Annotated in this window: 16 protein-coding genes; 5 read left to right on the forward strand and 11 right to left on the reverse strand. The window is 54.3% G+C overall.

The genetic code is table 11. From position 1 onward, the window contains the following. Positions 1-50 precede the first annotated feature (50 nt). From SH287x_RS00085 to SH287x_RS00105, 5 genes are all read right to left on the reverse strand, one after another. Positions 51-656: a transthyretin-like family protein gene (locus tag SH287x_RS00085; RefSeq protein WP_479516356.1), complete on the reverse strand. Its 606-nt coding sequence runs from the start codon at positions 654-656 to the stop codon at positions 51-53. Beyond that, a complete protein-coding gene (locus SH287x_RS00090) occupies positions 657-1,541 on the reverse strand; it encodes a DUF1559 domain-containing protein (protein WP_479516357.1) in 885 nt (294 codons plus the stop codon). Between the two features lie 313 nt (positions 1,542-1,854). Further along, positions 1,855-2,286 carry a hypothetical protein gene (locus SH287x_RS00095; RefSeq protein ID WP_479516358.1) on the reverse strand — a complete coding sequence of 144 codons (432 nt, stop codon included), beginning with the start codon at positions 2,284-2,286 and terminating at the stop codon, positions 1,855-1,857. Between the two features lie 123 nt (positions 2,287-2,409). Further along, entirely contained in the window at positions 2,410-3,153 is a 744-nt protein-coding gene (locus SH287x_RS00100) for a carbonic anhydrase (RefSeq protein ID WP_479516359.1), read from the reverse strand. Between the two features lie 203 nt (positions 3,154-3,356). Continuing rightward, a complete protein-coding gene (locus SH287x_RS00105; RefSeq protein WP_479516360.1) occupies positions 3,357-3,932 on the reverse strand; it encodes a hypothetical protein in 576 nt (191 codons plus the stop codon). Positions 3,933-4,358: 426 nt separating this feature from the next. Between SH287x_RS00105 and SH287x_RS00110 the strand changes: the two genes are divergently transcribed. Then, entirely contained in the window at positions 4,359-5,600 is a 1,242-nt protein-coding gene (locus SH287x_RS00110) for a GntR family transcriptional regulator (RefSeq protein ID WP_479516361.1), read from the forward strand. Positions 5,601-5,745: 145 nt separating this feature from the next. On the opposite strand, the gene SH287x_RS00115 is transcribed toward SH287x_RS00110, so the two are convergent. Beyond that, a complete protein-coding gene (locus SH287x_RS00115) occupies positions 5,746-8,985 on the reverse strand; it encodes an efflux RND transporter permease subunit (protein WP_479516362.1) in 3,240 nt (1,079 codons plus the stop codon). A gap of 76 nt (positions 8,986-9,061) precedes the next feature. Then, positions 9,062-10,378, reverse strand: a complete 1,317-nt coding sequence (locus tag SH287x_RS00120) for an efflux RND transporter periplasmic adaptor subunit (protein ID WP_479516363.1) — start codon at positions 10,376-10,378, stop codon at positions 9,062-9,064. A 323-nt stretch (positions 10,379-10,701) separates the two neighbouring features. Between SH287x_RS00120 and SH287x_RS00125 the strand changes: the two genes are divergently transcribed. Beyond that, entirely contained in the window at positions 10,702-11,334 is a 633-nt protein-coding gene (locus tag SH287x_RS00125; RefSeq protein WP_479516364.1) for a TetR/AcrR family transcriptional regulator, read from the forward strand. A gap of 46 nt (positions 11,335-11,380) precedes the next feature. Here SH287x_RS00125 and SH287x_RS00130 read toward each other — a convergent pair whose 3' ends face one another. After that, positions 11,381-12,832, reverse strand: a complete 1,452-nt coding sequence (locus SH287x_RS00130; RefSeq protein WP_479516366.1) for an arylsulfatase — start codon at positions 12,830-12,832, stop codon at positions 11,381-11,383. Positions 12,833-13,212: 380 nt separating this feature from the next. On the opposite strand from SH287x_RS00130, the gene SH287x_RS00135 reads away from it, so the two are divergent. Beyond that, the gene (locus tag SH287x_RS00135) at positions 13,213-14,097 is read left to right on the forward strand and encodes an alpha/beta hydrolase (protein ID WP_479516367.1); all 885 of its coding nucleotides are present in this window, start codon (positions 13,213-13,215) and stop codon (positions 14,095-14,097) included. 78 nt (positions 14,098-14,175) lie between these two features. Here the strand turns inward: SH287x_RS00135 and SH287x_RS00140 are convergent, their stop codons facing one another. Both SH287x_RS00140 and SH287x_RS00145 read right to left on the reverse strand, forming a co-directional pair. Next, on the reverse strand, positions 14,176-15,000 hold the full coding sequence (locus SH287x_RS00140; protein ID WP_479516369.1) for a tetratricopeptide repeat protein: 825 nt from the start codon (positions 14,998-15,000) through the stop codon (positions 14,176-14,178). Positions 15,001-15,528: 528 nt separating this feature from the next. After that, positions 15,529-17,670 carry a flagellin N-terminal helical domain-containing protein gene (locus tag SH287x_RS00145; RefSeq protein ID WP_479516370.1) on the reverse strand — a complete coding sequence of 714 codons (2,142 nt, stop codon included), beginning with the start codon at positions 17,668-17,670 and terminating at the stop codon, positions 15,529-15,531. A 588-nt stretch (positions 17,671-18,258) separates the two neighbouring features. Here SH287x_RS00145 and SH287x_RS00150 point away from each other — a divergent pair. After that, positions 18,259-19,503: a peptidylprolyl isomerase gene (locus SH287x_RS00150; RefSeq protein ID WP_479516371.1), complete on the forward strand. Its 1,245-nt coding sequence runs from the start codon at positions 18,259-18,261 to the stop codon at positions 19,501-19,503. A 1,003-nt stretch (positions 19,504-20,506) separates the two neighbouring features. Here the strand turns inward: SH287x_RS00150 and SH287x_RS00155 are convergent. Continuing rightward, positions 20,507-23,128, reverse strand: a complete 2,622-nt coding sequence (locus tag SH287x_RS00155) for a DEAD/DEAH box helicase (RefSeq protein WP_479516372.1) — start codon at positions 23,126-23,128, stop codon at positions 20,507-20,509. Between the two features lie 385 nt (positions 23,129-23,513). Here SH287x_RS00155 and SH287x_RS00160 point away from each other — a divergent pair, with 385 nt between their 5' ends. Continuing rightward, positions 23,514-23,984: an STAS domain-containing protein gene (locus SH287x_RS00160; RefSeq protein WP_479516373.1), complete on the forward strand. Its 471-nt coding sequence runs from the start codon at positions 23,514-23,516 to the stop codon at positions 23,982-23,984. Positions 23,985-24,060: the final 76 nt, after the last annotated feature.

A 24,060-nucleotide genomic window follows, 5' to 3' on the forward strand; every position in this document is an offset into this window, starting at 1 on the left:
GTCGATAGCGAATGCAATACGCCTTCAAGTCGATATCTATGTTTCTAGCGTCACTTGGTCGTGCTAATGGTTCCTGGATCACCTTTAGAAGTAATCTGCAACGTGAATGAATTTTCCCTCATCATAGATATGTCCACGGTCATTTTGGAGGCACGACCATAGGCTGTTGGAATCGTTACCTTGTCAAGTGAAACTGGTTTACCATTAGCCCGTTTCAATCGTTCTACCGCTTCACCCTCTTCGACTTCAATGGGAAGCACCATCACGCGATTAATTCCAGGAAACGGGCCATTCGATTCCGGCAGAGAAAATTTGCCGTCCTTAATAGCACCACTCGTTGTTTGAAGGTCTTGACTATCGATGGAAACGAAAGCGATTGTGGCATCGCTAAGGGGTTTTCCATCAAGCATCACTTCGCCCGAGATGGCGCATCGTAACGGATCCGGAGTTGCACTCGTGCTGCTTTGGCAGCCTGATTGAAAGAATGCGATCAACATCCAAAGCGACAGAATTCCACAGCGATATCTCAACTCACACATCGTTCGTAGCAACACAGTCAACCACCATTTCTGAACGGCGAACGCAGCTCCAAAGCCTCTTACCAGGTATTGCGAAAGACTCGGGAAGACATTGAAAACTGAAGCGACTACTGGCATTTAGAACTCGCCAATCACCTCGGCACCTGCTCGTGTTGCCAGTCCATCCAGAATGGCCTTATTGATGTTGTAGCTGACGAATCGGACAGAGCCGTCACCTAGTGCATAGTGCAAGCCGCCAGTATGATCGCTGCGCCACATGCCGGTTGTTGTTCCAGTGCCAACGGTAATGCCAACGGGATACGCTGTCGTTCCTGTCGTCATGTTGGCATAGCCAACACCCCAGCGATGATTCCCCCAGCGTGGTTGACCAACCTTTGTTGGATCAGCAGCGCAACTGCTGCTTGTCCACAGGTACTCAGCAAGCTTGAAGTTGTATTCACCGAACATGAATGTATTGGAAAGCCCATCAGTCACATCACGGAATTGCACACCACCGTCAGCGCCGCCAATGGCGTCCTGCGAAAACATTCCATTGCTGCCTGAGCCTCGCAATAAAGAACCCGCACTGGCTCCATAGCTAGTAGCGGCGCCAACTTCTCCTGCGCCACAAGCAGGCTCAGGAACTGAGCGGGGAATTACCATTGATGGGCACAAAAATGCGGGGATGGGCTGATTAATGACAGCGACGTTGATTGGATCCGTATAGTAGCGATTGAAGTCATACTTATTATAGGAATTGGCTTGATCAATGAAGGGTAGACCTGCCGTAAATACGCTCTTTAGCTGGTTGTCATAGCCAGGGGGAAGTCGGTTTGCGACATCATGGTAGTTATGCATCGCCAGTGCTAACTGTTTCATGTTATTGCGGCACTGTGTGCGGCGGGCGGCTTCTCGGGCTTGCTGGACGGCGGGGAGGAGCAGGGCGATTAAAATGGCGATGATGGCAATGACGACAAGCAATTCAATGAGGGTGAACCCTCGGCGTGCTGACGGGCGGGGCATTAGAAATCTCCAGAAACAACCCTTGATGAAACCAGTATGACTTCACGGCGAAGTAACAACTGTTTCAGGGGTGGCTTGGGAGAATCTTTACCTGGCTGTCCCTGATGAGACTGAGTCTCAATGCCAGCTATTATTCAAGAGCAGGGACTTTCCGCAAGCGAGAAGGAGAAAATCCCAAGATCAGGAATCGTGCCCAGGCCCCCGGATTCGGCCTTCAGGCAGACGCCTTATGGAAAAGAGTGACCCAACAGCAGGTGCTGCAAGGCGTTATGACGCAGGGTGGCCCAGATTGCGAAGCAACTTGGGCTACCCGCTACCGACCAATCGACGTCTCAATCGCCTGAGTGGCAAGCACCACGGAGCCAAACGCCATGATCGTTCCCAGCAAAAAGACAAGCATGGGTTGCCAGAAGATGTCGAAGCGGACAACGGCACGCCAGAGGGTATAGGGGGGGATCAGCACAAACAGCATTCCGCGCACCGGGTCTTCTGCCAGAGCGATGGTGCCCGCCCAACTCATGCCGGCGACGGTTAATGTCAGTCCGAGAGTTGTTCCCAGCAGGATGCTGCACCACAATCCAGAGACCCCTCCCCAGTATCCCAGAGCGGCTAACCCCAGACCCACCAAAATGACGGCAGCGAGCAGAGCGGGAACGAAACCTCGCCAGCGGATTTGCAGCGATTCAGGAGTCAACCGGGTGGATGGCTCGGAATTTGTCCCTGCTGGAGTGGATGTGGAAGACATTTACGACGTCTCACAGACCTGAGTCACAATTCCCGAAAGAGCACGCTACCAATCGATCAATCGCCCATCATGGCATTCACGTGGCAGTGGCAACCGGACGAAACGGCACAAGAACGAATCTGCTCAAGAATGAGTGTGACCCTGTGATGGGGATTCACCCTGAGGGGCGCTGACGGCTGATGACGGACTGGCTGGCGCCACGACATTCGCGGTGACGGGGCTAGCCAGCGAAGCGGAGTCCATACGCTTTTCACCAACCAGCGGCTCAAAGATGCCGGTCTTGGGTGAAAAGGCGTGAACCTGTCCCGTTTCCAACTGGTAGATCCAACCGTGCAGGCTGATCTCGCGACGTTGAAGTTTGACTGCCACCGAAGGATGCGTTTGCAGGTTTTCCAACTGAACCAGCACGTGCTCCTGAATCGCGACTTCATAGCGTTCACTGGGAGAGAGGGCCGGATAGTTTTCTTCCATGATCCGCCGGGTGGTTTCGGCGTGTTGCAACCACTGGCGAACCATGGGCAGTTTGTCAGTCGATGGTCGATCCAGGAGTGCCTTAATCGCGCCGCACTGGGTATGGCCGCAGACAATAATGTCGCTGACACCCAGGGCCGAAACGCCAAACTCGATGGTCGCAGCTTCGCCTCCTGTGGACGCTCCGAACGGGGGAACCATGTTGCCGGCATTTCGCAAAATAAACAGCTCGCCCGGATTGGTCATCATGATCAAATCGGGAACTACTCGCGAATCCGAACATCCCACAAACAGGGCGACGGGCTTCTGCTCAGAAGACAGCTTTTCAAAAAAACTCCGGTCTTTCTCGAAGACTTCACTGTGGAACTGATGGAGGCCGGCGAAGAGATTACGCATTAGCAAACATTACCTGAAAAAGTTCGGGCGCGAAGCATTTCCAAAAACCTAAGCCTAACCCATTCCTTTCAGTTTTGTCATCTTCATTGTGGTGAACATCTTGTGAGATGCTCAAACCAGACGATACCGGGAGCCTAGCAGAGAACCCTGCCGGCTACCACTTTACGCTTTCGTCAGTATGCCACGCTCGCAAACCGCCCTGATTAAAACCGGGCACGGCAAGCTTCCACCCATTCCGTTTCCCCAGACCGTTTGTATTTCAGAATCGCGAAATAGGGAGCCCCTTTGGGAGATGCGTCAACAACGAATTTTGTGACCCGGCAGAGCGTCCCTTCCCGGGTCGGATTGAGCGAAAAGGAGTTGTTGCGGTTGTCAACCAGAGTGACTTCAACGGCACTCAAATCGGTGTAGCGCTCCTGGAATTCAAATTCCACCTGAAACTGTATACCGGCCCGACCTTTATCTGTTGTGGGGAAGGCACGGGCGCCGTTCGCTCGGGCCACAATGATCTTTGGCTCTGGAGGAACCTCAGGCTCTTTGACTTCAGGAACCACGGGAGCCACGACTGGAGGCTCCATGACTGGTGTCACGATCGGTGCGGGATCGGGATCACGGCGGAATTCCGTCACAGGAGGTGCCGCTGGCGGTGGAGCCGGTTGCTCACAACCTGAAATCATGACCAATTGGCAACAAATCCCCATGGCCATGAGGGGCAAACGCCAGTGAGCGACAGCTTGTGATCGCCGATCCTTTGGTAATAAGCCTTGCGCACCAGACATGGCGTAAGTTCCTGCTGAATGAGAGATCCCACGGCTCAATGCCTCCCCTGTCGAGACTGCAGGGAGCGAATGAAGCCTGCCGACCTTCTGATCAGTCCGGCAATTTACCTCTCTTTCAAGAAAGAGAAACGTCAGTCCACCTCTCTTCATCAGGATTTCACGATTCTGACCGTGTCTCCTGTTTGAGTCGCGGAATGTCGGTACTGAGTCCCCGGTCATTACAGATCTTCAATGCCCCGGCCTGTGCACAACAAAATCATGATTCACATGAAACTGTCATCAAACTTCGAGTAAACAGTTTGCCACAAAAACAGAACAGATTCCCGACAGAATCAGATACTGTTTTGAGACAAACCTGATACCCTCAATGTGTGCCGGGATTAAAAAAGCTGGCCACTCAGAAGCCCTGGTTTAAGAGACTGTTTTGTGGAAAAGCATATTGAAATCGCTCGTCTGATTGAGAAAGAGATCCGGGAGGGTTCGTGGGCCGTGGGTCGAATGCCGGGCGTGAGAATTCTTGCCCGCCAGTACCAGACGTCGGTTGTCACGGCCTCGAAGGCTATTCAGGAACTCACCAACTGGGGCTTGATTGAAACCGTTGAACGCTCGGGCTGTTATGTTCGTCCGCAAACAGAAACGGCCGTTTCATGGGCACTGTGCCAGCGTCTGACGGCAGGCCCCTGGCGGTCGCACATCCCGGCTTCGTTTGAGAGTGAATGGGATACCGCATTTCAGCGAGAAGGCACGCGAATTCGCACCGATCTGATGTGGTTCAACGACGAAACGCCAGAGCCACAGATGCGGCGTGACATTCGCGAAGCGCGCGCTGCGGGAATCAAAGGGGTCTTCTTTCTTCCATCCAGAAAATCCCGATTGATGGCCGAACAGGACAAGCGGTTTCTTGATGCCTGCCAGATTGCCGGCATGCCGGTCGTTCTGGTCGAGCGGGGGCTGCGAAGCACAATCACAACGACACATGATATTGTGGGCTATGACGATATGGCCGCCGGCCGCGAGTTGACCAGGCACTTGTATGCTCTTGGCCGTCGTAAAATCGCGTTTATCATCGGGTCACCTACCAGCAGTCACGAATCCCGACTGGCGGGGTATCTCCTGGCTCTGGCCGTGGATTGCGGCAATCTCTCCCCATTGATTATTACAGAAGCCTCCGACTTGCCTGCCAAGGCCGCCACCGCCGATCTCACCACCCGGATTTTGAATCAGGGTGCTGACGCCGTGATTTGCTATCAGGATTACACCGCGGTGGGGCTGATCTTTGAGCTACTACACCGCCGGATCAGAATTCCCGAAGAACTGGCGATTGCAGGGTTTGAAGATCGCCCGCTTGGCAACACTTTTTCCATTGGAGTGACAACCTACGCGTTTTCCGATTACGAGATCAGCCGGCGGGCGTTGGGTGTCATGCGGGATCGCATGGCTCACCCCGATGCTTCCCCGGTCAGAGTGGCTATCACGGGGCATCTCATCGTTCGGGAAAGCACTGTCAGTTCGCCCTCTGTAAGTTCGTCCCCCGGTGATTTGCTTTCTGAGCCTTCGCCCTCTGATCTTTTGACACCGTCAAGGAATGAGGGACACAAGGCAGAATCAGCGGCAGTGCCGGGCGACGAAGGGCTTGACCGGACAGACTTTCCCATAACAAATCCGTAGTGCCGTGTCACGGCTTTGTCTTCGGGTTGATGTCGCCGCCACGTCCTCCGTTGTCGGACTTAGCAACAGAAGAGACCCGAATTTTATCCTTTGACAATGCAGTAGAACGTTTTGATTCTTTCCTGCTTGATAACCGGCTTGCAGCCTAATTGACCGAGGCGTGCACCTGTCCGTTAGTCGCAGTGGCCAACTGTGGCACGGTGCCGTTCTGATGGTGTCCGTTCGCTGGTGGTTCAACAGGGTGGCCGTGGTCTTCGGGCTTCTTTTTCGGAGTGAAGTATTCGGACAGATACTGCATCAGCACATAGAAGACCGGCACAAAGAATACCGCCAGGACTGTCGCGGCAATCATCCCGCCGAAGACAGCCGTTCCTAAAGCCCGGCGACTGGCGGCACCGGCCCCCGTGGCATTGATCAGAGGCACAATCCCTAAAATAAACGCGAACGAGGTCATCAGAATCGGTCGGAATCGCTGGCGTGATGCCTGCACAGCCGCTTCGAGAATCGACTTGCCGTGCGACCTGAGTTCACGGGCGAACTCCACAATCAGAATGGCGTTCTTACTGGCCAGCGCAATAATCAGCACAATGCCGATCTGGGTATAGATATTGTTATCCATCCCGCGATAAGCCACGGCAATCACCGTCCCCAGCAGTGCCAGCGGCACCACCATGATCACCGCTGCCGGCATGAGCCAGCTTTCGTACTGAGCAGCCAGCACCAGATAAACCATCAGCACGCCCAAAGCAAAGACATAGATCGCCTGCGAGCCAACACGTTTTTCCTGAAACGCCATGGCCGTCCATTCATAGTCCATCGACTGCGGCAGCTTGTTGCGGGCCATCTCCTCCATTAGCAGCAAGGCCTGCCCTGAGCTGACTCCAGGGGCTGGCCCGCCGTTGATCGTGGCCGATGGGTAAAGGTTGTATCGCGGCACAATTTGAGGGCCGAGCGTTTTACGGATTGTGGCCAGCGTGCCGAGAGGAATCATTTCGCCCGTGCGATTACGGACTTCCAGCCGTCGGATGTCTTCCGGTTGTAATCGGAACTGTTGATCGGCTTGAACGCGAACCTGATAGGTCTTGCCAAACTTGTTGAAGTCATTGACATAAGCGGAACCCAGAGCCGCCTGCATGGTGTTAAAGATCGAATTGAGCGGCACGCCCAAGCTCTTGGCCTTAAGGCGATCGATGTCGACATAGATCTGGGGCACCCCCGAACGGAAAGTGGAGTTCACGCCTGCCAGGTTCGACTGTGAACCTGCATCAGCCACCATTTCCTGCACAACCTGCTGCAATTCGTTTAATCCCACGCCGCCACGGTCTTCGATCTTCATTTCAAAGCCGCCAGCCACCCCCAGGCCGCGAATACCGGGGGGAGGAAAGACCAGAACCATGGCTTCCCGCACTGATTGCATCTTGCCCATCAGGCTGCCCAGAATCGCCCCTTGGCTGAGAGCCGGGTCTTTCGCCCGTTCTTCAAACGGGGTGTATGTCAAAAACATCGTGGCGGCATTCGACGTGACCGAACCATCGAGCAGTGACATCCCTCCCAGAAGGAACCAGGATTTGACACCAGGCGTATCCTTCAGGATGGCATTGACCTTCCGGGTCACTTCACGAGTTCGTTCCTGCGATGCGGCATCCGGCAATTGAATGGCGACAATGGCATATCCCTGATCTTCCGTAGGCACGAAGCCCGTCGGCAATTGCACAAACAAATAGGCCGTCAGCCCCACCAGTCCAATGAACAACACCATGGTCAAAGCAATCTGGCGAACAGCGACACTGATGATCGCGACGTAAATAGCTTCAAACCAGCTGTAAACGCGATTGAAGCCACGGTAGAAGAAATTCTTTTTCGTCGATGTTGGCCGCAAATAGACCGCGCACTGAGCGGGCTTCAGCGTGACGGCGTTGATGGCACTGATGACCGCCGTTGCGGCAATAGTCAGTGCAAACTGTCGGTAAAGTTGTCCGGTAATACCGCCCAGAAAAGCCGTGGGTAAGAAGACGGCCATCAGCACAAAGGTAATGCCCATCACGGGGCCGATGACTTCGCCCATCGCCTTGATCGTCGCGTCTTTCGGGTTCATCTTGCCGTGATCGATGTGATGTGCGGCGTTTTCCACAATCACAATGGCGTCGTCGACGACAATGCCGATCGCCAGCACCAGGCCAAACAACGTCAGCATGTTGATCGAGAAACCGAGCGCAGCCATTGCCGCAAAAGCCCCGATGATCGTCACCGGCACTGTCGTTGCCGGAATCAGCGTGGCCCGCCAGTCCTGAAGAAAGACGAGAATAACAATCAACACCAGAACGCCCGCTTCCAGGAGCGTCTTATAGACTTCGTGAATCGATTCCTCGACGAAGATTGTGGTGTCGAACGGGATGATCCCTTTGATTCCCTCGGGGAAATTTCGTTCCAGTTCGTGCATCGCATGTTTGACATTTTCAGCCACGGCCAGCGCATTGGCACCGGGGAGCTGATAGACGAGCAGACTCGCAGCGGGAAGGCCGGCAATCTCGCACCACTGGTCATACGTTTGAGCACCCAGTTCCACACGGGCGATATCTTTAACTCGCGTGACGCGCATCCCAGAGCGATCATCGTCGACCGATTTAATAATGATCTCTTCAAACTGCTTGGGATCACTCAATCGTCCCTGAACCGAGACGTTAAATTGAAAGCCCTGTTCCTTCGGTGTGGGAGCCTGACCCACCTGACCAGCAGCCACCTGAATGTTCTGCTCGCTGATCGCTGCCAGAACATCATCCATCACCAGATTTCGGGCTTTGAGTGCATCCGGATTGACCCAGATACGCATGCCGTACGTACCGCCACCGATGACCTGGACGTCGCCAACACCCTCGACACGAGTCAAAGCATCTTTCACGCGCAGTGTGGCAAAATTGCTGAGGTAAAGGTCATCGTAAGTGCCGTCGGGTGAGATGAGAGAAGCAACCAATGTAATGTTGGTCGATTGCTTCTTGGTGGTCACTCCTTGCCGCTGGACTTCCTGTGGCAACCGGGGCATGGCCACTGCCACACGGTTCTGCACCAGCACCTGGGCTTCATCGAGATCGGTTCCCACTTCAAACGTCACGGTCAGTGTGTACTGACCATTGCTGGAACAGGTTGAAGCCATATAGAGCATGTCTTCAACACCGTTTACCTCCTGCTCAATCGGCCCGGCGACGGTATCCGACAGGACTTCAGCATTAGCCCCCGGATAGTTCGCCGAGACCTGAACCGTCGGTGGCGTGATCTCAGGATACTGCTCGATCGGCAGCGACTGAACCGACACAATGCCAATCAGCATGGTGACGATGGCGATCACGTTTGCAAAAATCGGCCGCTCGATGAAAAACTTGGAAAACATAAGAGCCTGCACGGAAAAGAGGCGGGAGGACTGAAAATACAGAGGCGGAGAATTTTGTCTCTCCAAGCCTCCGGGTTTATTGAGCTGATGACTTGGTCATCGCAGCCGTTGCAGAGACTGTTCCAGTTGCTGTTGCAGAGGCCGTTGCCTGCGAAGGCTCTTTCGCGAATTGGGGGACAACCACAGATCCCGGACGTGCCCGCAGCAGACCTTCGACAATGACTTTGTCACCAATGGCGACAGGCCCATCGATAACGCGCAAGCCTTCCTGAGACACGCCGATTTTCACCGGGCGGTACTCCACTTTGTTTTCCGCATTCACCACCAGCACGTACTGTCCCGACTGATCCGTCCCCAAGGCCCTTTCGGGAACCAGCAGGGCGTCGCTACGGGTCTTTATCGGAACGCGCATCCGGACAAACATCCCAGGCAATAGCGAACGATCCGTGTTGTCAAAGACACCACGGGTTCCCAATGTTCCTGTCCCGGAATCCAACGTCGGATCCGAATAATTGATCTGGCCGGAATAGGGAAATCCTTCCTGATTGGCCAGTCCCAGTTCGACAGCCACCGGTTCACGGGCCTTCCCGTTTTTGGTCGGCCCGCTCAGATGAATCAGTGAAGGCGTTCGTAGAATGTCGTTCTCGCTGATCGTCGCATAGGCGTAGATCGGATCCATCCGCACGATGGTCGCTAACACTGAGGCTTCCCTGTCGCCGACCAGATTTCCAATATCCACACCCACCCGGCTGATTCGTCCGTCAATAGGGGATTCCATACGACAATAGCTCAGATCAAGAGTCGCGTTCTGTACGGCAATTCGGGCGGTCGCGATTCTGGCTTTCGCACTCAGAATCGAAGTCTCATACACCGCAATGGCTTGTTCCAGATTCGCCCTGGCTGACTCCAACTCCGCTTCTCGTGATTTACGCGTTGCGGCAACCTGATCCATTTCGGCTTTGGTTGTGACGTTCTGCTTATGCAGACGGGCGACGCGGGCTTCTTCCTGATGTGCCAGATCCAGTTGAGAGTCACTGAGATTGACATTGGCCTGAGCCACTTCACGAGCCTTGGAAGCCTCTGCCTGCTGCAAGGCGACTTCCGCTTCTTTCAAACTCGTCTCGGCGGAATCGAGCTGAATCTGAAAAGTCTCCTCGTCGATCACAAAGAGCAACTGACCTTTTTTGACTTCGGCCCCTTCCTCAAAATGCCGCTCTTTCAAGAAGCCTTTGACGCGAGCACGAATCTCGACAGATTCCATCGGCTGTGTCATGCCGCTGAATTCTAAGTACTCAGTGACCGTTCGCTCCACGGGAAGAATCACGGTGACTTCAGGTGGCGGCGGTTTCTGGAAAGCGTTTGGCTTCGCGCAGCCAACAATGAGCGCAAGCATCAATAAGAATAGACCACGGGTAGCGGTGACCACAAATTCCCTCTCAAGAAAAACCAGACAGCCGACGCTATTGACCAACTGGTCAACATGGTAGCATTGCCTCAGCTTGAGTCAATCCCGGATGATTACCTGAATTGCCTGAATTATGCCGGAAGAAGAGAGCACGCCGGCTTGCCTGATTCGCTTAACCGGAAAACTCGACAAGGCGCGTCCCGCCAGGTTCGGCGAATTTTTTCTGAAATGATGTTTCTTCGAGACCTGTTGACCAGCACCCCATGGCGGTCTAGCATTTTGCCTGTACAAACAAAACGGGAGCACTACCCTTGTCTTCAGGCACGCCGCGAACTCGTGACCCCAAAGCGGTGCGGACGGCCGTCCTCGACGCAGCGCTGAGCTTGTTTGCCCAGCACGGTTTCACCGATACTTCTCTGCGGGATATCTCCCGTGAATCGGGCGTGTCTCATCCCTTAATCCTGCACCATTTTGGCAGCAAAGAATCGCTCTATTCCGAGGTAAAACGACGCGCCGTTGAGGGCTATGCCGAACGGTTTCCAGCAGCAGCCCGTGCCGTGGATCGACCGCTCAATCTGCGGGCCGAGATGAAGCGGATCATCACTTACGCCGGCGAGAACGAACTGGTCATGAAGTTGTGCGCCCGCACACGCGTGGACGGCGATGTGCAGCCCTGGCCGGGAGAACCCGACTTGCTGGATCTGCTCTGCCAGCGGATCAATGTTTCCCAGGAGCAGGGATTAATCCGGAAAGATCTGGATCCTCAGATCCTGAGTCTGACTATCGTTGGCGTGGTCTTCTTCTGGCTCGATAACCGGCATTATTACTCACACCGATTCGGCAAGCCGGCCAGCGACGAAGAGTTCCTCGACAATGCCGTCGCAACCATCGAAGGGGGACTATTTCCTCGAAATCTCCCACCAGTTGAAACGACGGCAGACTGAGCTGACACAGTCGCAACTCAGCCCGAACATCAGGGCCTTGCTGGGCCTATGGCCTTCTTTTTTGATTTCCCTGCTGCCATTTCACCGGCCAGTCAGAAGATTCAGTCCGGGCCGTGGAAAGATAGTTGTCGATGGCTTTCACGATTTCAGGGTGTTCGCTCGCGACGTCAGTTTGTTCGCTCGGATCTTGCTGCTGATCATAGAGCCGCAGAGGCTGATTTGGCCCTTGCTGACGGATCCCTTTCCAGCGTCCCTTGTAGAGCGCCGCTTGCCGGAAGCCTCCTTCATGGAACTCCCAGTAGAGAAATTCATGAGACTTCTGATCCGCCGGCTTTCCTGAAAATGTCGGAACAAGGCTGAGAGAATCACACCCAGCCGGGGCGGTTGTTCCCGCAAGCTCGGCCGCAGTTGCCATCCAGTCGCCAAAGTAAGCCACATGCTCCGACGTTGTTCCCGCAGCAATTTTTCCCGGCCACCAAGCAATGAACGGCACGCGAATACCCCCATCTGTCAAACTGCGTTTGATCCCGCTGTAAGGCCCGCCGGGTTGAAATCGTTTCAGGTTATGATGGCTTTCGTTATGCGGGCCATTGTCACTGGTGAAAATCACCAGGGTGTTTTCTGCCAGGCCCTGCTCTTTGAGAGTCTTGAGCAGACGTCCGACATAGCCATCCATCCGGGTGATCATGGCAGCCTGGCCCTTATCGGGAGCCGGCCAGTCTTTATCAGTATAGGGGCCATAATCAGGCACCTCGGCACCATCTTTCATGGCGCGGGTTCGCTCGTTGTTCGCATGCGGAACAACCATGCTCCAGTATAGAAAAAACGGTGCATCCTTGTGTGCTGTCACATAGCGAACGGCTTCATCAGCGAACAGGTCATCGGCATACAACACGGCTTCCGTCGCATAACCGGCCCCTTTCTCGCCCATGGCCACGACCTTATTCGGAAGTGAGACCCGGCTTTCATCCCGCCAGAGATAATCCGGAAAGTGGTTGTGAGCATGCCCTTGATGCAGATAGCCAAAGAATTCATCAAAGCCTTGTTTTAATGGCAGGCCCGTCTCCGCTCCGCCCACATCTCCCAGTCCCCACTTACCAACCAGAGCCGTTTGATACCCGGCTTGCTGAAGAATCCTGGCCACAGTGACATCCTCGGGACGCAGCGCCTGAGCCATGGGATTGCCACTGCCTGCATTGCCGCGAACTCGTGTATGGCCATGATGCTGACCCGTCATCAGCACACTTCGAGACGGCGCACAAACCGTGGCCCCCGCATAAAAGTGTGTGAGCCGCAGTCCCTCGCGAGCCATCTCATCGATGTGTGGCGTGGCAATCACACTCTGGCCAAAGCAACCCAGTTCGCCATAACCCAGATCATCGGCCATAATCCAAATGAGGTTCGGCCTTTTCGCCTTTTCAGCAGCCTGCACATCACACAGGCTGTTGTCAACGACAAGCCCGAAAAGCAGGGACGTCAACCAAAGAGTCACTTTCATCAATGCGTTCCTCCGCCCAATCCTCACTCTGTCGATCAACCATCACTGTTGAAGCAAACTGCTGAAGTCCACCATTGAGTACACCACCGCTGAGTAAACAACAGCTGAGTACACCACAGCAACTCCGTTCCGGCAACAGGCCGTTTGGTCTCACGACATCACTTCGCCCCTTGGTGAACGGCGTCTAACCAGTGTATCTTGTTAGTTGAAATCATCTGGAGTGCCGTGTCACGGCTTTGTTTTCGGGTTGATGTCGCCGCAACGTCCTCTGTTGTCGGCCTTAAAAACAGGCGAAATCCGACAACAGACGAAACCCGATTTTTAAACTGTGACATTGCAGGAGGATTTATTGACGAGCAGATTGTCCGGGAGATTGCGTAATGGGTTTGCGCCGAAAGATCCGGCGAATGGTGTTAGCCGCGTTCTTTGGTTTCACGATTTATCGGAGGTATTTTCGCGGTCTTCGCGAGAAGGAAACCTCCGTCTCTCCACGTCCGTCGATGGACGAACGGTTTCTGTTCCGCCCTGTGAAATATCCCTTGGGAATCTGGCATCCCGTCGGGCTGAACTATCAGGAAGTCTGGATCAACTCGGCGGATGGAACCCGATTGAACGCCTGGTATTGCCCTTGCGAAAACCCTCGGGCCGTGGTGCTGATCACCCATGGTAACGGCGGAAACATTGCCTATCGTGTGGAATGGCTAAAGATTCTGCAAAGCCTGGGCGTCTCTGTTTTGATGCTGGATTACCGTGGCTACGGTCGCAGTGAGGGCGTCCCGACTGCCGCCAGCGTAGTGCTTGATGCGCAAGCTGCCCGTACGAAACTCGCTCAGCTAGCCAATGTCCAGGAGCACGATATTGTGTTGATGGGAGAATCGCTGGGCGGGGCGGTGGCCGTCCAGTTAGCTGCCGCGGCACCAGCGCGGGCGCTGATCCTGCAAAGCACGTTTTCCTCCATGCGGCGGGTGGCCTGGCAACATTATTTCATCCTGTCGATGGTGGTTCCTAAATCTCGACTGAACTCTGTCAGAGCCATCAAAAACTCTCGCTGCCCGCTCCTCCAAAGCCATGGTACCCATGACCGTGTGATCGCATTTTCTCAGGGGAAAAAACTCTTCAAAGCCGCCCATGAACCCAAGCAATTTGTGCGACTGGAAGGAATCGACCATCACAACTGGATCACAGACGAGTACGTGGCTCGGTTAAATAGTTTTATTCAAGGGCTTCCTCCCTGCACACTTCTCAAGAACAACCTGTCAAACTAACGAAAGGGCCTGAAGCATCCACAAACCAGTCATCAGTGGTTGTCAGCTTTCACCCTGAAATCAACACAGGCCGTGTTTTCAATTCAGACGGTGGGATGAGCCAGTGACATTAAGATCCCCTGAGAGACCCAGGCTCATGTTGCCATAGCCCAGTTCCCGAAGCCGCGATTGACAGACCAGTCGTAAGCGGTTGTCAGCCAGAATTCCAAAGAGATCTTCCAGCAATTCCAGGCAACAGCGGCATGTCTGCTGACGTATCTGCTCGCCCGTTAAAACGCGAATGAGCGACGAAGCATCAAACAACCGTCCCAGCCGGCGGAGATAGTGCGCCAGGCCGATGCGATAAGTGGGATTTTCCCCATCCAGGAATATCGCATGGCGACCATTGGCCTCGACAAGCGCCGGTGGCGCCCCGACCACAGCGAGATAACAGGACAGGTCAAAAAACGCGTCAGAGCAGGAATTATCGATCACAGAAGCTCTGCGCGCATGGATAATCGCCTGGCCTGTGTCCCCGGTGACAAACATGCCACGAGCCACTCGCAAAAGAGCCTGCGGGTCGTCGGTCTCAATTGAAGTGATTGACCGATAGATTTCCCGAGCCTGCTCATGCTGTCCCGCCAGACAATAAGCCTCGGCGCGATCCAGATGAACCACCAGTTGTTCCGAAATCTTCAGAGATTCATCAAAACAATTGATGGCTGTCGGGTACTGCTCCCACTTCAGATAGATCCGACCCAGTAAGTGCCAACCGATTGATGAGGAGCGATCAGCCGCCAGCAAACGATGCAATTCACGATGAGCCTGGGGGTAGTGACCGTTGGCGAAGAGAGTCTCGGCGGTTTTGAGCAAACAGTCGCAATCACAGAAATCCAGCAAGTGCCGGGGAGTCAACATCAACATCCAGTTTCTCCTGTCTCTCTGTAGAAAGTTATTCCGGGGGAGGCCACTTGTTGTCATGGTTTTGCTGGCATCAAATACCGTTGTGAGGCAACGTGTGGCGTAACTCAAACATTGCCGAATGAGTGCCTATCAACAGTTTTGAAGTGTTTTCAGCGATGGGCTTACTCATTTTAGGAGACATGACAGCAGAGCCGCCATAACATTAATGAGACTGAGTCTCAGTGTCAATTAAAAATGGCGATTGCCCAGTATTTTTGATCCCCACGAATTTTCAAATCTCCCCATCTCATGACAGCGAAAGCCGTTACAGCCAGTCCATCAGGGAGAACATCAGACAGAAAACTCCGCAAACCATCAGGCGAGGGCACCGAGGTTCCCTGAGATTCCCGCTGATTTTGCCTTACCTCCAATGAGAGTGAGGCCTCATGGAATCTCATAAATGCCACAAGGCACGCATCCCTGAGAACAGGAGTGCGTGCCTTATGGATTGTCTTGCCCAATTCACCGGCCAAAGCCGGATGAAAGGTATTATCGGAGAAGCTGGGCGATCGTGCTCGGCCCCTGATTGGCAATTGAGAGCACCGAGATACCAGCCTGAACCAGTACCTGGGCCTTCTGAAGAGCAGCCGTTTCTGCGGCGAAGTCGGTATCGATAATTTCGCTGCGAGAAGCAGAAATGTTTTCCAGAGCCACACCCAGAGTCGAGATGTTGGTGTCAATCACGTTCGACTGAACGGCACCAATCTGCGAGCGGAGGGTTGTCACGCGTTCGAGAGATTCATCAATGATGCTGACCAGATCTTCGTAGGAGATCTTCGGGCCGGAACCATCGAGGCTCTTGCGAACATCTTCAAGGCTCTTCCCGCCACCTGAACCAAGTTCAGAGAGCTTGCCGGTGATACCACCCAGGCGGGAAGTATTGACGGCTTCAATCCCCAGACCAACCTGACCGGCCGTGGTGGCTTGCTCACCAATCTGGAAGAGTGCCCCACCACCCACAATGTTCAAAGTGGCTGTCTCATCTTCAACGTTCGAGGTTGATGAGAACGTCAGCGAGGCCGCCACGCTGGCTGTGCGGAAGCTGGCTTTCAAACCATCTCCCAGAGCCGCCTGACCGTTGATTGTGACAGCGATATCTGTTCCGAAATCACGAGTCGTGTAGGTGGTGTCGTTCTTGCCTGTCGTCTGGAAGCTGCCAGAGAGGGACGTGACGTTGACCTTGGCCTTGGAACCGTATTCAGAACTTTCGAGGATAATGTCCCCGTTGGTCGTGCTCAGGGCGGTGCTGGTGACTTCCGAGGCAAGTGATGTGGAATCACCTCGTGTCGAAGCCAACAGAATTGCCGAAGCATCTTCGTCGTCATTGATCAGAGCTGCGATGTCGGCCAGCGTTGAAAGAACGTTACCGGTTCCGTCTGTCGCGGCAGTAATGGTAATCACCTGGTTGCCGTCGTTGTCAGCGGCACCCACCGAGACCCCGGCAGTCTGGCTGTTCCCGGTGGCATCAACCACCACGCTGAGAGTGCCATTGGAACCCACGGTGCGGTTATCGCCCAGTCGCAGCACACCCTGGTCAACACCGCCAGTGAGCGTTGCCGCAGCAGCAGCTGATTGGACATCAGTACCGGCGAAGGTTGGAGCAACAGAAGCCGTAACCAGTGAACTGGCCGTTTCATCGGCAGCGATGGCGGCTATGACATGATCCGCGTTACCAATCACAGTATTGGTGTTGTCTGTTCCCAGTGTCACTGTGATGGTGCGGTTCGTCGTTCCCGTAACGGCAACGCTTGTACCCGTGTTAGCAACAGTCGCTTCAACGTAAGTGATTGAAACAGTGCCGCCGAGTGAGGCGTTGGTTCCCAACTCGTCGGTGCGACGGGCATCGGTGAAGAGGACAGATCCCTGGGTGACGGTGTTAGCAGTGGCGTTGACGGTCAGTTCATAACCGCCAACAACGGTGGCCTTAACACCGGTGGTATCAGCGACGTCATTAATCGCGTCAGCAACGTTCGTGACGTTGCTGCTGCCGCCCAGGGAGATGGCCTGGTTCCCTTTGGAACCACCAATTTCCACGGTCGCAGCCGCAGTCAAAGCACCACCGCTGTAACGAAGTGAGGCCTTCTCGGCAGCACTGTTCACAGTGGCGTTCAGAGCGATGCTGGTTCGTGAACCGAAAACGGCCTGATTGACCTGAAAATCACTGAACTTGTTCAGGTCGGAAACCGCGACCGATGTCTGGAAGCCTTTGCTGCCGTCAATCAGCTTGTCACCAGCGAATGTGGTGTTCGACGAGATCCGGTTGATCGCTGAGAGGATTTCGTCGATTTCCCCCTGGTTGGCGGTGGTTTCGCTCGATGACAGAGCGCCCACGTTCAAGCCTTCCTGAACCAGCCCGCGGAGCTTGTTGAGCTGACCGCTGATTTCTCCCAGAGCCGCATCGGCTGTGGAAAGAACGTTGTTGGCGCGATTGCTGTTGGAGATCGATTTTTCGATCGTTGTCGTCTGAAGCCGCAGACGCTCACCTGCAAACAGACCGGCGGGGTTGTCCCGACCACCGTTGACCTTCACACCGGTTGACAACCGGGTCAAGGCGGTGTTCTGCTGGCCGGTTGCTTTCTGCAAGTTTCGCAAACCACGCAGCGCATCAATATTCGTGTTGATTCTCGTCATCGCACAATGCCTTTCGGGGGTTGAAAGCGCTCCGTCATCTGCTTGGCCCGCCATACGCGATGGGAAAATGCGCCTGCGCGGTCGTCCTGTTGAATACAAAGTCTCGCTTCTGGCTTCGACCGGAACTTCCTGCCGAATGCAATTTCAATCTGGGGTGAGATACAACCCCACTAAGCCTGTTTGTCGTGAATCTGAGAGCGACCCTCACAGTCGCTACCATCGCCACCAGCATGAAACATGGCATTGATTGAAGTGCATACAAGAACGAAATGCCCGGTGAAGTCTGCCGCAAGTACGCAGAAACCCTAGTTCACATTTCTGAGGATCGCGGAACAGAATGACGTTTTTTTTCAACAGCCTGTTGATTACGGGAAACACCGCATCATTGGGTGGTTCACTCGTTAAGTGCTTAACTTCAGGCCAGAAATTGACAGGAATCGGCAGAAACGGCTGAAACATCAGGCTTTGCGACCCAAAACTCGGGATTGCAAGGTTTTTTTGATCGATCTACGATCCCCCACCTTCCCGAACAGCCGTTCGGTCACGTTTCCCCCTTTCCCATGAACACTTGACGGGCTGCGCCTTCCCATGCGATGTCGACCGCTGCCCTTACTGCTCTGCCTGATGATGACGACCATCTCGCTGGTCGCGTTGGCTGGCTGTAATACGTTTACGAAGAAGTACGACAACCCCGTGATGGCGCCACCGCCCCGGCGTGTTTCATTCAACGACCAGCGAGCTGATGCCGCTGACCGTGCTCTGGCCGATGGCTCGATGAAGATTAAAGAAGCGGCTGCCAACGAGATTGTGCAGGTTTCCGCAGAAGACACGATTCTGGCCCAGAACGATGATGTCGTTTACGGCGCTCAAATTGTCGCTCGTGTGAATGGCGCCCCCATCTTTGCCAGTGAAGTTCTCGAGCGTTATGGCGAAGTCCTGGCACAGGCACGCACCAAACTCCCTCCCGAGAAGTTCGCCGTTCTCCGCGAGAATATCATCGCTCAGAACCTGCGGGCACATGTGGAACGACAGCTCATTGTCGAACGGATGAAGGCCGACCTCAAACCGGAACAGCAAAAACAGCTGGTCGGCTATCTCGACGGAGCCTTTGAAAAGGAAATGGCCAAGCTGAAGGCACAACTCAACGTTCAGACCAAGCCCGAGCTGGAATACGAACTCAACAAACGCGGCACCTGCCTGGATGATGTCCGCCAGTCGTTTCATAACAATCGCATCGCCATGGAATATCTGGCGGTCAAATCTGGCAAACCCGAACCCATCGACCGCAAACATCTCATTGAATACTACGAATCACATCCCGAGGAGTTCCGCATCTCGGCACGCGTCAAGTGGCGACAGATTCAATGCTCATTCTTGAAGAATGACCAGGAACAGGCTCGCCAGAAGATGAAACAGGCTCTGGAAGACATCGCGTCAGGCACCCCGTTCGCTGAAGTCGCCGCCAGGTATTCCGACGGCGTCACTGCTAAAGAAGGCGGGGCATGGGACTGGACACAAAAAGGAAGTCTCAGCGATTCCACTCTGGAAAATTTGCTCTTTACAACCAAGGTTGGCGAGTTGAGCGATGTCTTTATTTCTGGTCGGGCTTACCACGCCATTCTCGTGGAAGACCGCGAAACCGCCGGGATGAAGTCGTTTGCTGATGTCCAGCAGGAAATCTACAAAAAAATCGAGCCGACCCATCTGCCTGACCCGAAGAAAGTCCTCGACGAAATCCTGGCCAGCGCCATCATTGAGACCGACTATCCACTGGGAATTGATCCCCGGATGAACGATGGCGGGAAAGTCCAGCAAACAGCAGGTGCCAAGTAACCTGTCATAAGTATCTAAGCAGGGTGCATGAAGCGCAGCGCAATGCACCAACTCCCAACGCTCAAGCAGCCAGAGACCGTTATTAAACAGTAGGGTGGGTTAAGGCTTTGCGCAACCCACCATCTCCCTACAACCTCAAGCATCGATCAGGGCCACCACGAAACATCACTCCACGAAGTCGCCCTCGCAGGCATGATGCCGTCGGCCTGTCTGATTCAGTGTTATCTGAATCAAACGTGATTGTGTTGGCATTCCCCCGTCACAAGAAGTGGCGAATGAATAAGTGCCAATAAAAAACATTCAGTTTTGATCAGAAGCGTTTTGCGTGAGCAACTCACCTTTGATGAACTGTTTGTCAGTCTCGAATTCGAGGGAAGCGTCCACAATCGGCGCTTCCGCCAATAGGAATGACTCCCCATTGGCAAAGGGTGGCCCTGACCGAGCCGAGAGAGAGCCTTCTGTCCGGAATCACAGGCGAAAAAGACCTCAACCTGCGAGGTGCACCCAAAACGAAGCCTCTCTACCCCATCACCCCTTGTTGCGCGAAATCGTACCCTTCTTCCCCATTCCGGCCCCCTGGCGGCGTAAGCCCCATTCGTGAACAAACAACCGGCCTTCATACGCCGCCCCAAACCCCGACAGGGGCCGGGTGAGGGATTTTTCAATGGGCGTTCTCAATAGAGAAGCGTGCCTGGGATGCCTATTGATTTGGAGTATCTTCGAATCGCTATTTAAGCTCCGGCTCGCCCTCACCCCCAACAAGAACCACCGTCCTGGCGGCGTAAGCCCCATTCGTGGATGAACGACTGACCCTTATACGCCGCCCCAAACCCCGAGAGGGGACGGCGTAAGACCCAAACGCGAATCAACAACCGGCTAGCAGGCCAACGAGCCTGCGGATCTTTGCCCACGTCCCGGCCGATAGGCCCAAACCCCGCAAGGGGACGCAAGGGGCCGCAAGGGGATGCATCCTTCAACTCGCAGTTGGTTTCTGGAAAGCGTATTACTCCACGGCTTCTCCCACCCATTGCTGGAATGTCGTCGCAAGTTCATCCAGTGCCTGATCACTGGCCAGCGGGATTCTCAGCTGCCAACGGCCTTGTGAATCTTTTTCCAGATAATGCTGCAAGCGGCGACGAATCGCTAAAATTTGGGCTGAGGTGGCACTTTCCACCATCGAACCAAACGGTGCCTGTTGCCCCGTGCCTTGCCGGGTTTCGTTGGCAGGCTCATCTTCCAGAAGACTCTGGATTTCCCGGCGAAGAGAGTCAGCTGATGATGTCAGCCAGACTTCATTGATTTCAGCGTTTTCATCCAGCGCAGCGCGCGCGAGCTGTTCTTTATCATCCAGCGTTTTCAGCAGGCGCTCTTCAAACGTCTCTTCTGTCACCAGAACATACACCTGCACCGGCTTATCTTGCCCCATGCGATGGGCACGCGCAATCCGCTGTGCCAGGACAGCCGGGTTCCAGGGAAGATCAACATTCACCACAATCGTTGCGGCTTGAAGATTCAAACCAGTCGCTGCCGCGTTTGTTGCCAGAAGCAACCGCGTGCCAGGGTCATCTTCAAACTGAGTGATGATTGCCGCTCGTTCCCGCTGAGGAACACTGCCATCAATTCGGACATACGGCAACTGGCGGGTATCCAGCAGCGGTTCAATCAAGTCAAGCATGCGTGTCCATTCGGAAAAGACAATCGCCTTTTCAAAATGTCCTTCAAACATCTCGTCGAACATTTCCGCCAGCCGATCCAGCTTGGAAGATTCTCCAACCACCTGATCATCAACCAGTTCCGGACTATCGGCCGCCAGACGGCAATAGAGCAATTCCTTCCTGAGCAGCATGAGATCAAGTTCATGGAGATGGGGTTTGCGGGCAATCCGCGAGACCTGCGCCAGATGCCGGGCGTGAACCTGCCGCTGCTGTGGCGTGGGAGCAATGAGAATCTGGTCAACGCGGCAGGGTGGTAACTGCTGGCGAACCTGTAGGCGAGTGCGCCGCAGCAGAACGGGGGAAAGCCGCTCACGAAGTTCATCGAGGTTCCGATAGCCAACAAAGCGCCCCTTCTGGTCGATCATTTTGTGACGTGAGAAGAAGCGGAATGCCGGGGAAAGCCGACGGCCATCAATAAACTGCATGATCGAATAAAGATCATCCAGCCGGTTTTCCAGCGGGGTTCCGGTCAGCACAAAGGCGAAGCGGGATCGCAAACTTTTAATCACCTGCGACGTGCGAGTTTCCCAGTTCTTGATCCGTTGCCCTTCATCAAGCAGGACAACATCCCAGCGGTGCGATGAGATAGCCGCATGATCTCTTAAGACTTGCTCATAGTTGCAAATTGTGAACATCGCCTGGCCATACTGCTCACTCCGCAATTCGGCAGTGCCACCCACCACTTGCACTTCATGAGGGGTGAAGCGTTGAATTTCATTGCGCCATTGAGCTTTGACAGAAGCAGGACAGACCACCAGAACTTTGGAAATCTCCAGCTCTCGAAACAGAATTTCAATCGCGGCCAAAGCCTGAACCGTTTTGCCCAATCCCATTTCATCTGCGAGGATCGCCCGGCCCGCGCATGCCAGAAACGCCGCTCCTTCCAGTTGATAAGGTAGCAGCGGGGATGACAGCAATTCCTCGCACCAGGGATGAGTTTCCGCGGCAGTGCGAATCGAATCCGTGATCGTTTCCATGCGGCGACGATCAAAGCATTGTTGCAAATATTCTTCAGCGTCTGGAAAGATGACGAAGGGAACATTGGCCACACGAATTTTGGCCAGCGTCTGAACCAGATGGCTCAAATCAGCCACAGGTTTCCCTCGGTAAGGTTCTAATAACGTGTCGAGTTCTGGCGGCAATCCCGTTGGGATCAACAGACGGACTTCGATTTGCTCCCCATAGACCAGATGGACAGCAATTTCCTCCGGCACAAACCGGAGCGTACGCTCTTCGGCCTTGAAAACTCTTTTGACGTGATCCTGCACCCGCAACAGATGCTTGCAGAGTCCCAACGTATTGGTGCGAAAATCGGGACAGTTGCAATAAGAGTCACCGGGTTCCATCCCTCGCAAGGCCACCCGGTAGGTGCGGCTGCTTTTCTTGCTGGTGACAAGGTAATCACTCCAGATCGACTGAGGTTGCAAGGCCCGGATTTCCATGGATTCAACACGAGCACGCTCCTTGCGATCGGCGATGGCACGCGTTTGAAGTTCATCCTCACTCAATTCGGGAACAACCTGCACGACCGTATCGGCGGAGGGAGCCTCCAATCCCAGTTCCACTTTATGTGTCAGTAAATGGTTCAATGCCAGGGCCTGATGAGCACAGCCATCACTACAGGCTGTGCAGGTCAGGCTGATCCCCAGCGGCTGCCGACGATCGGGCCTGAGCGCCACCACGACCTTACGACGGGAGTTTTTTCCGTCACTGCGTTTGTAAGGCAGCATGACCCGATAAAGACCATCAGTGAGATAAGCCTGTTCGCTATCGAGGGTCTCTCCCGCAATTTCTTTGAGAAGCTGTTCTCCGGCCGGCCCCAGAAGCTCCTGCGCTTGCTCCATTGTCAGTGACGCCAGCCTGCGGGAAAATTCCGGGTTGGAATCCGTAAGACGTTGGCCGCGCGGCATCACGATCTCCCTGATACTTCAGACGTTTAGGATTCCTCCCGGCCCATCGACCCACCCGCTGATCCTCAGCGATTTCATCGTAAGCCGATTGGCAGATCATTGCCTGAGAGATGACCTGCTTAAAGAGTTTATGCGATCTGAATCAATTTCGCAGTCCCCAACAGTTTTGCGGAATAAGCCGTAAATACAGAGAGGAACACTTCGAGCGATTAAGTGCGGCTGTTTGCCTGTCACAACAATCTGTTCGGCAAATTCAACACGCAACAAATGCAGTGTTTTCCGACACGCCTCAATTCCAATGCTAAAGTTGCATGCCAGCGACATTTTTGTTGGCAATTGGTGTCTTGTGTTGTTCTGGCCCAACGTTTGCTGTTCAGGAAATTCCATGATTGCTCGCTCAAATGAACGAATACGCAAGGCGGGACACGTGACGGACGACGCCACCATGAAGGTTGAGCGCTTCTTCAAACGGATGCGAATCGAATCGCAAGCCGGACATACCCTGCTGCATATCGGTGAAATGGAAATCTGGGACGGGGCCGACCTCGCACTCCTGCGGGAAGGTCTGACTCAGATCATCGAACGCGATCGCGACCGCGACATCGCTGTGGATATGACTTTTGTGAAGTACATCCCCAGCGGCTTCTTTGGAATGCTCTTTGACTGGTTTGAAAAACGGAAAGTGCAGTTTTATCTGCTCAATCCTCAGCCCAATGTGCAGAGCATGTTGTGGTTCCGTCAGTTCTTTGAACAACAGCCAGACGGACTCTGGCGGCTGGAACCCAAAGGGCTTAGCACCATGCCGGTCATGGATGATTCGGAAATCTCGCTGAGCGCACTCGAAGCCATGGGCTAAGCCTGGAGATCTCACACACAGTCTCTGTGCGTACAGATCTTGCCAGGCTGACAGGGCGTTTCTAAAAGGCATCACT

It is taken from the genome of Planctopirus sp. SH287 (assembly GCF_056500625.1).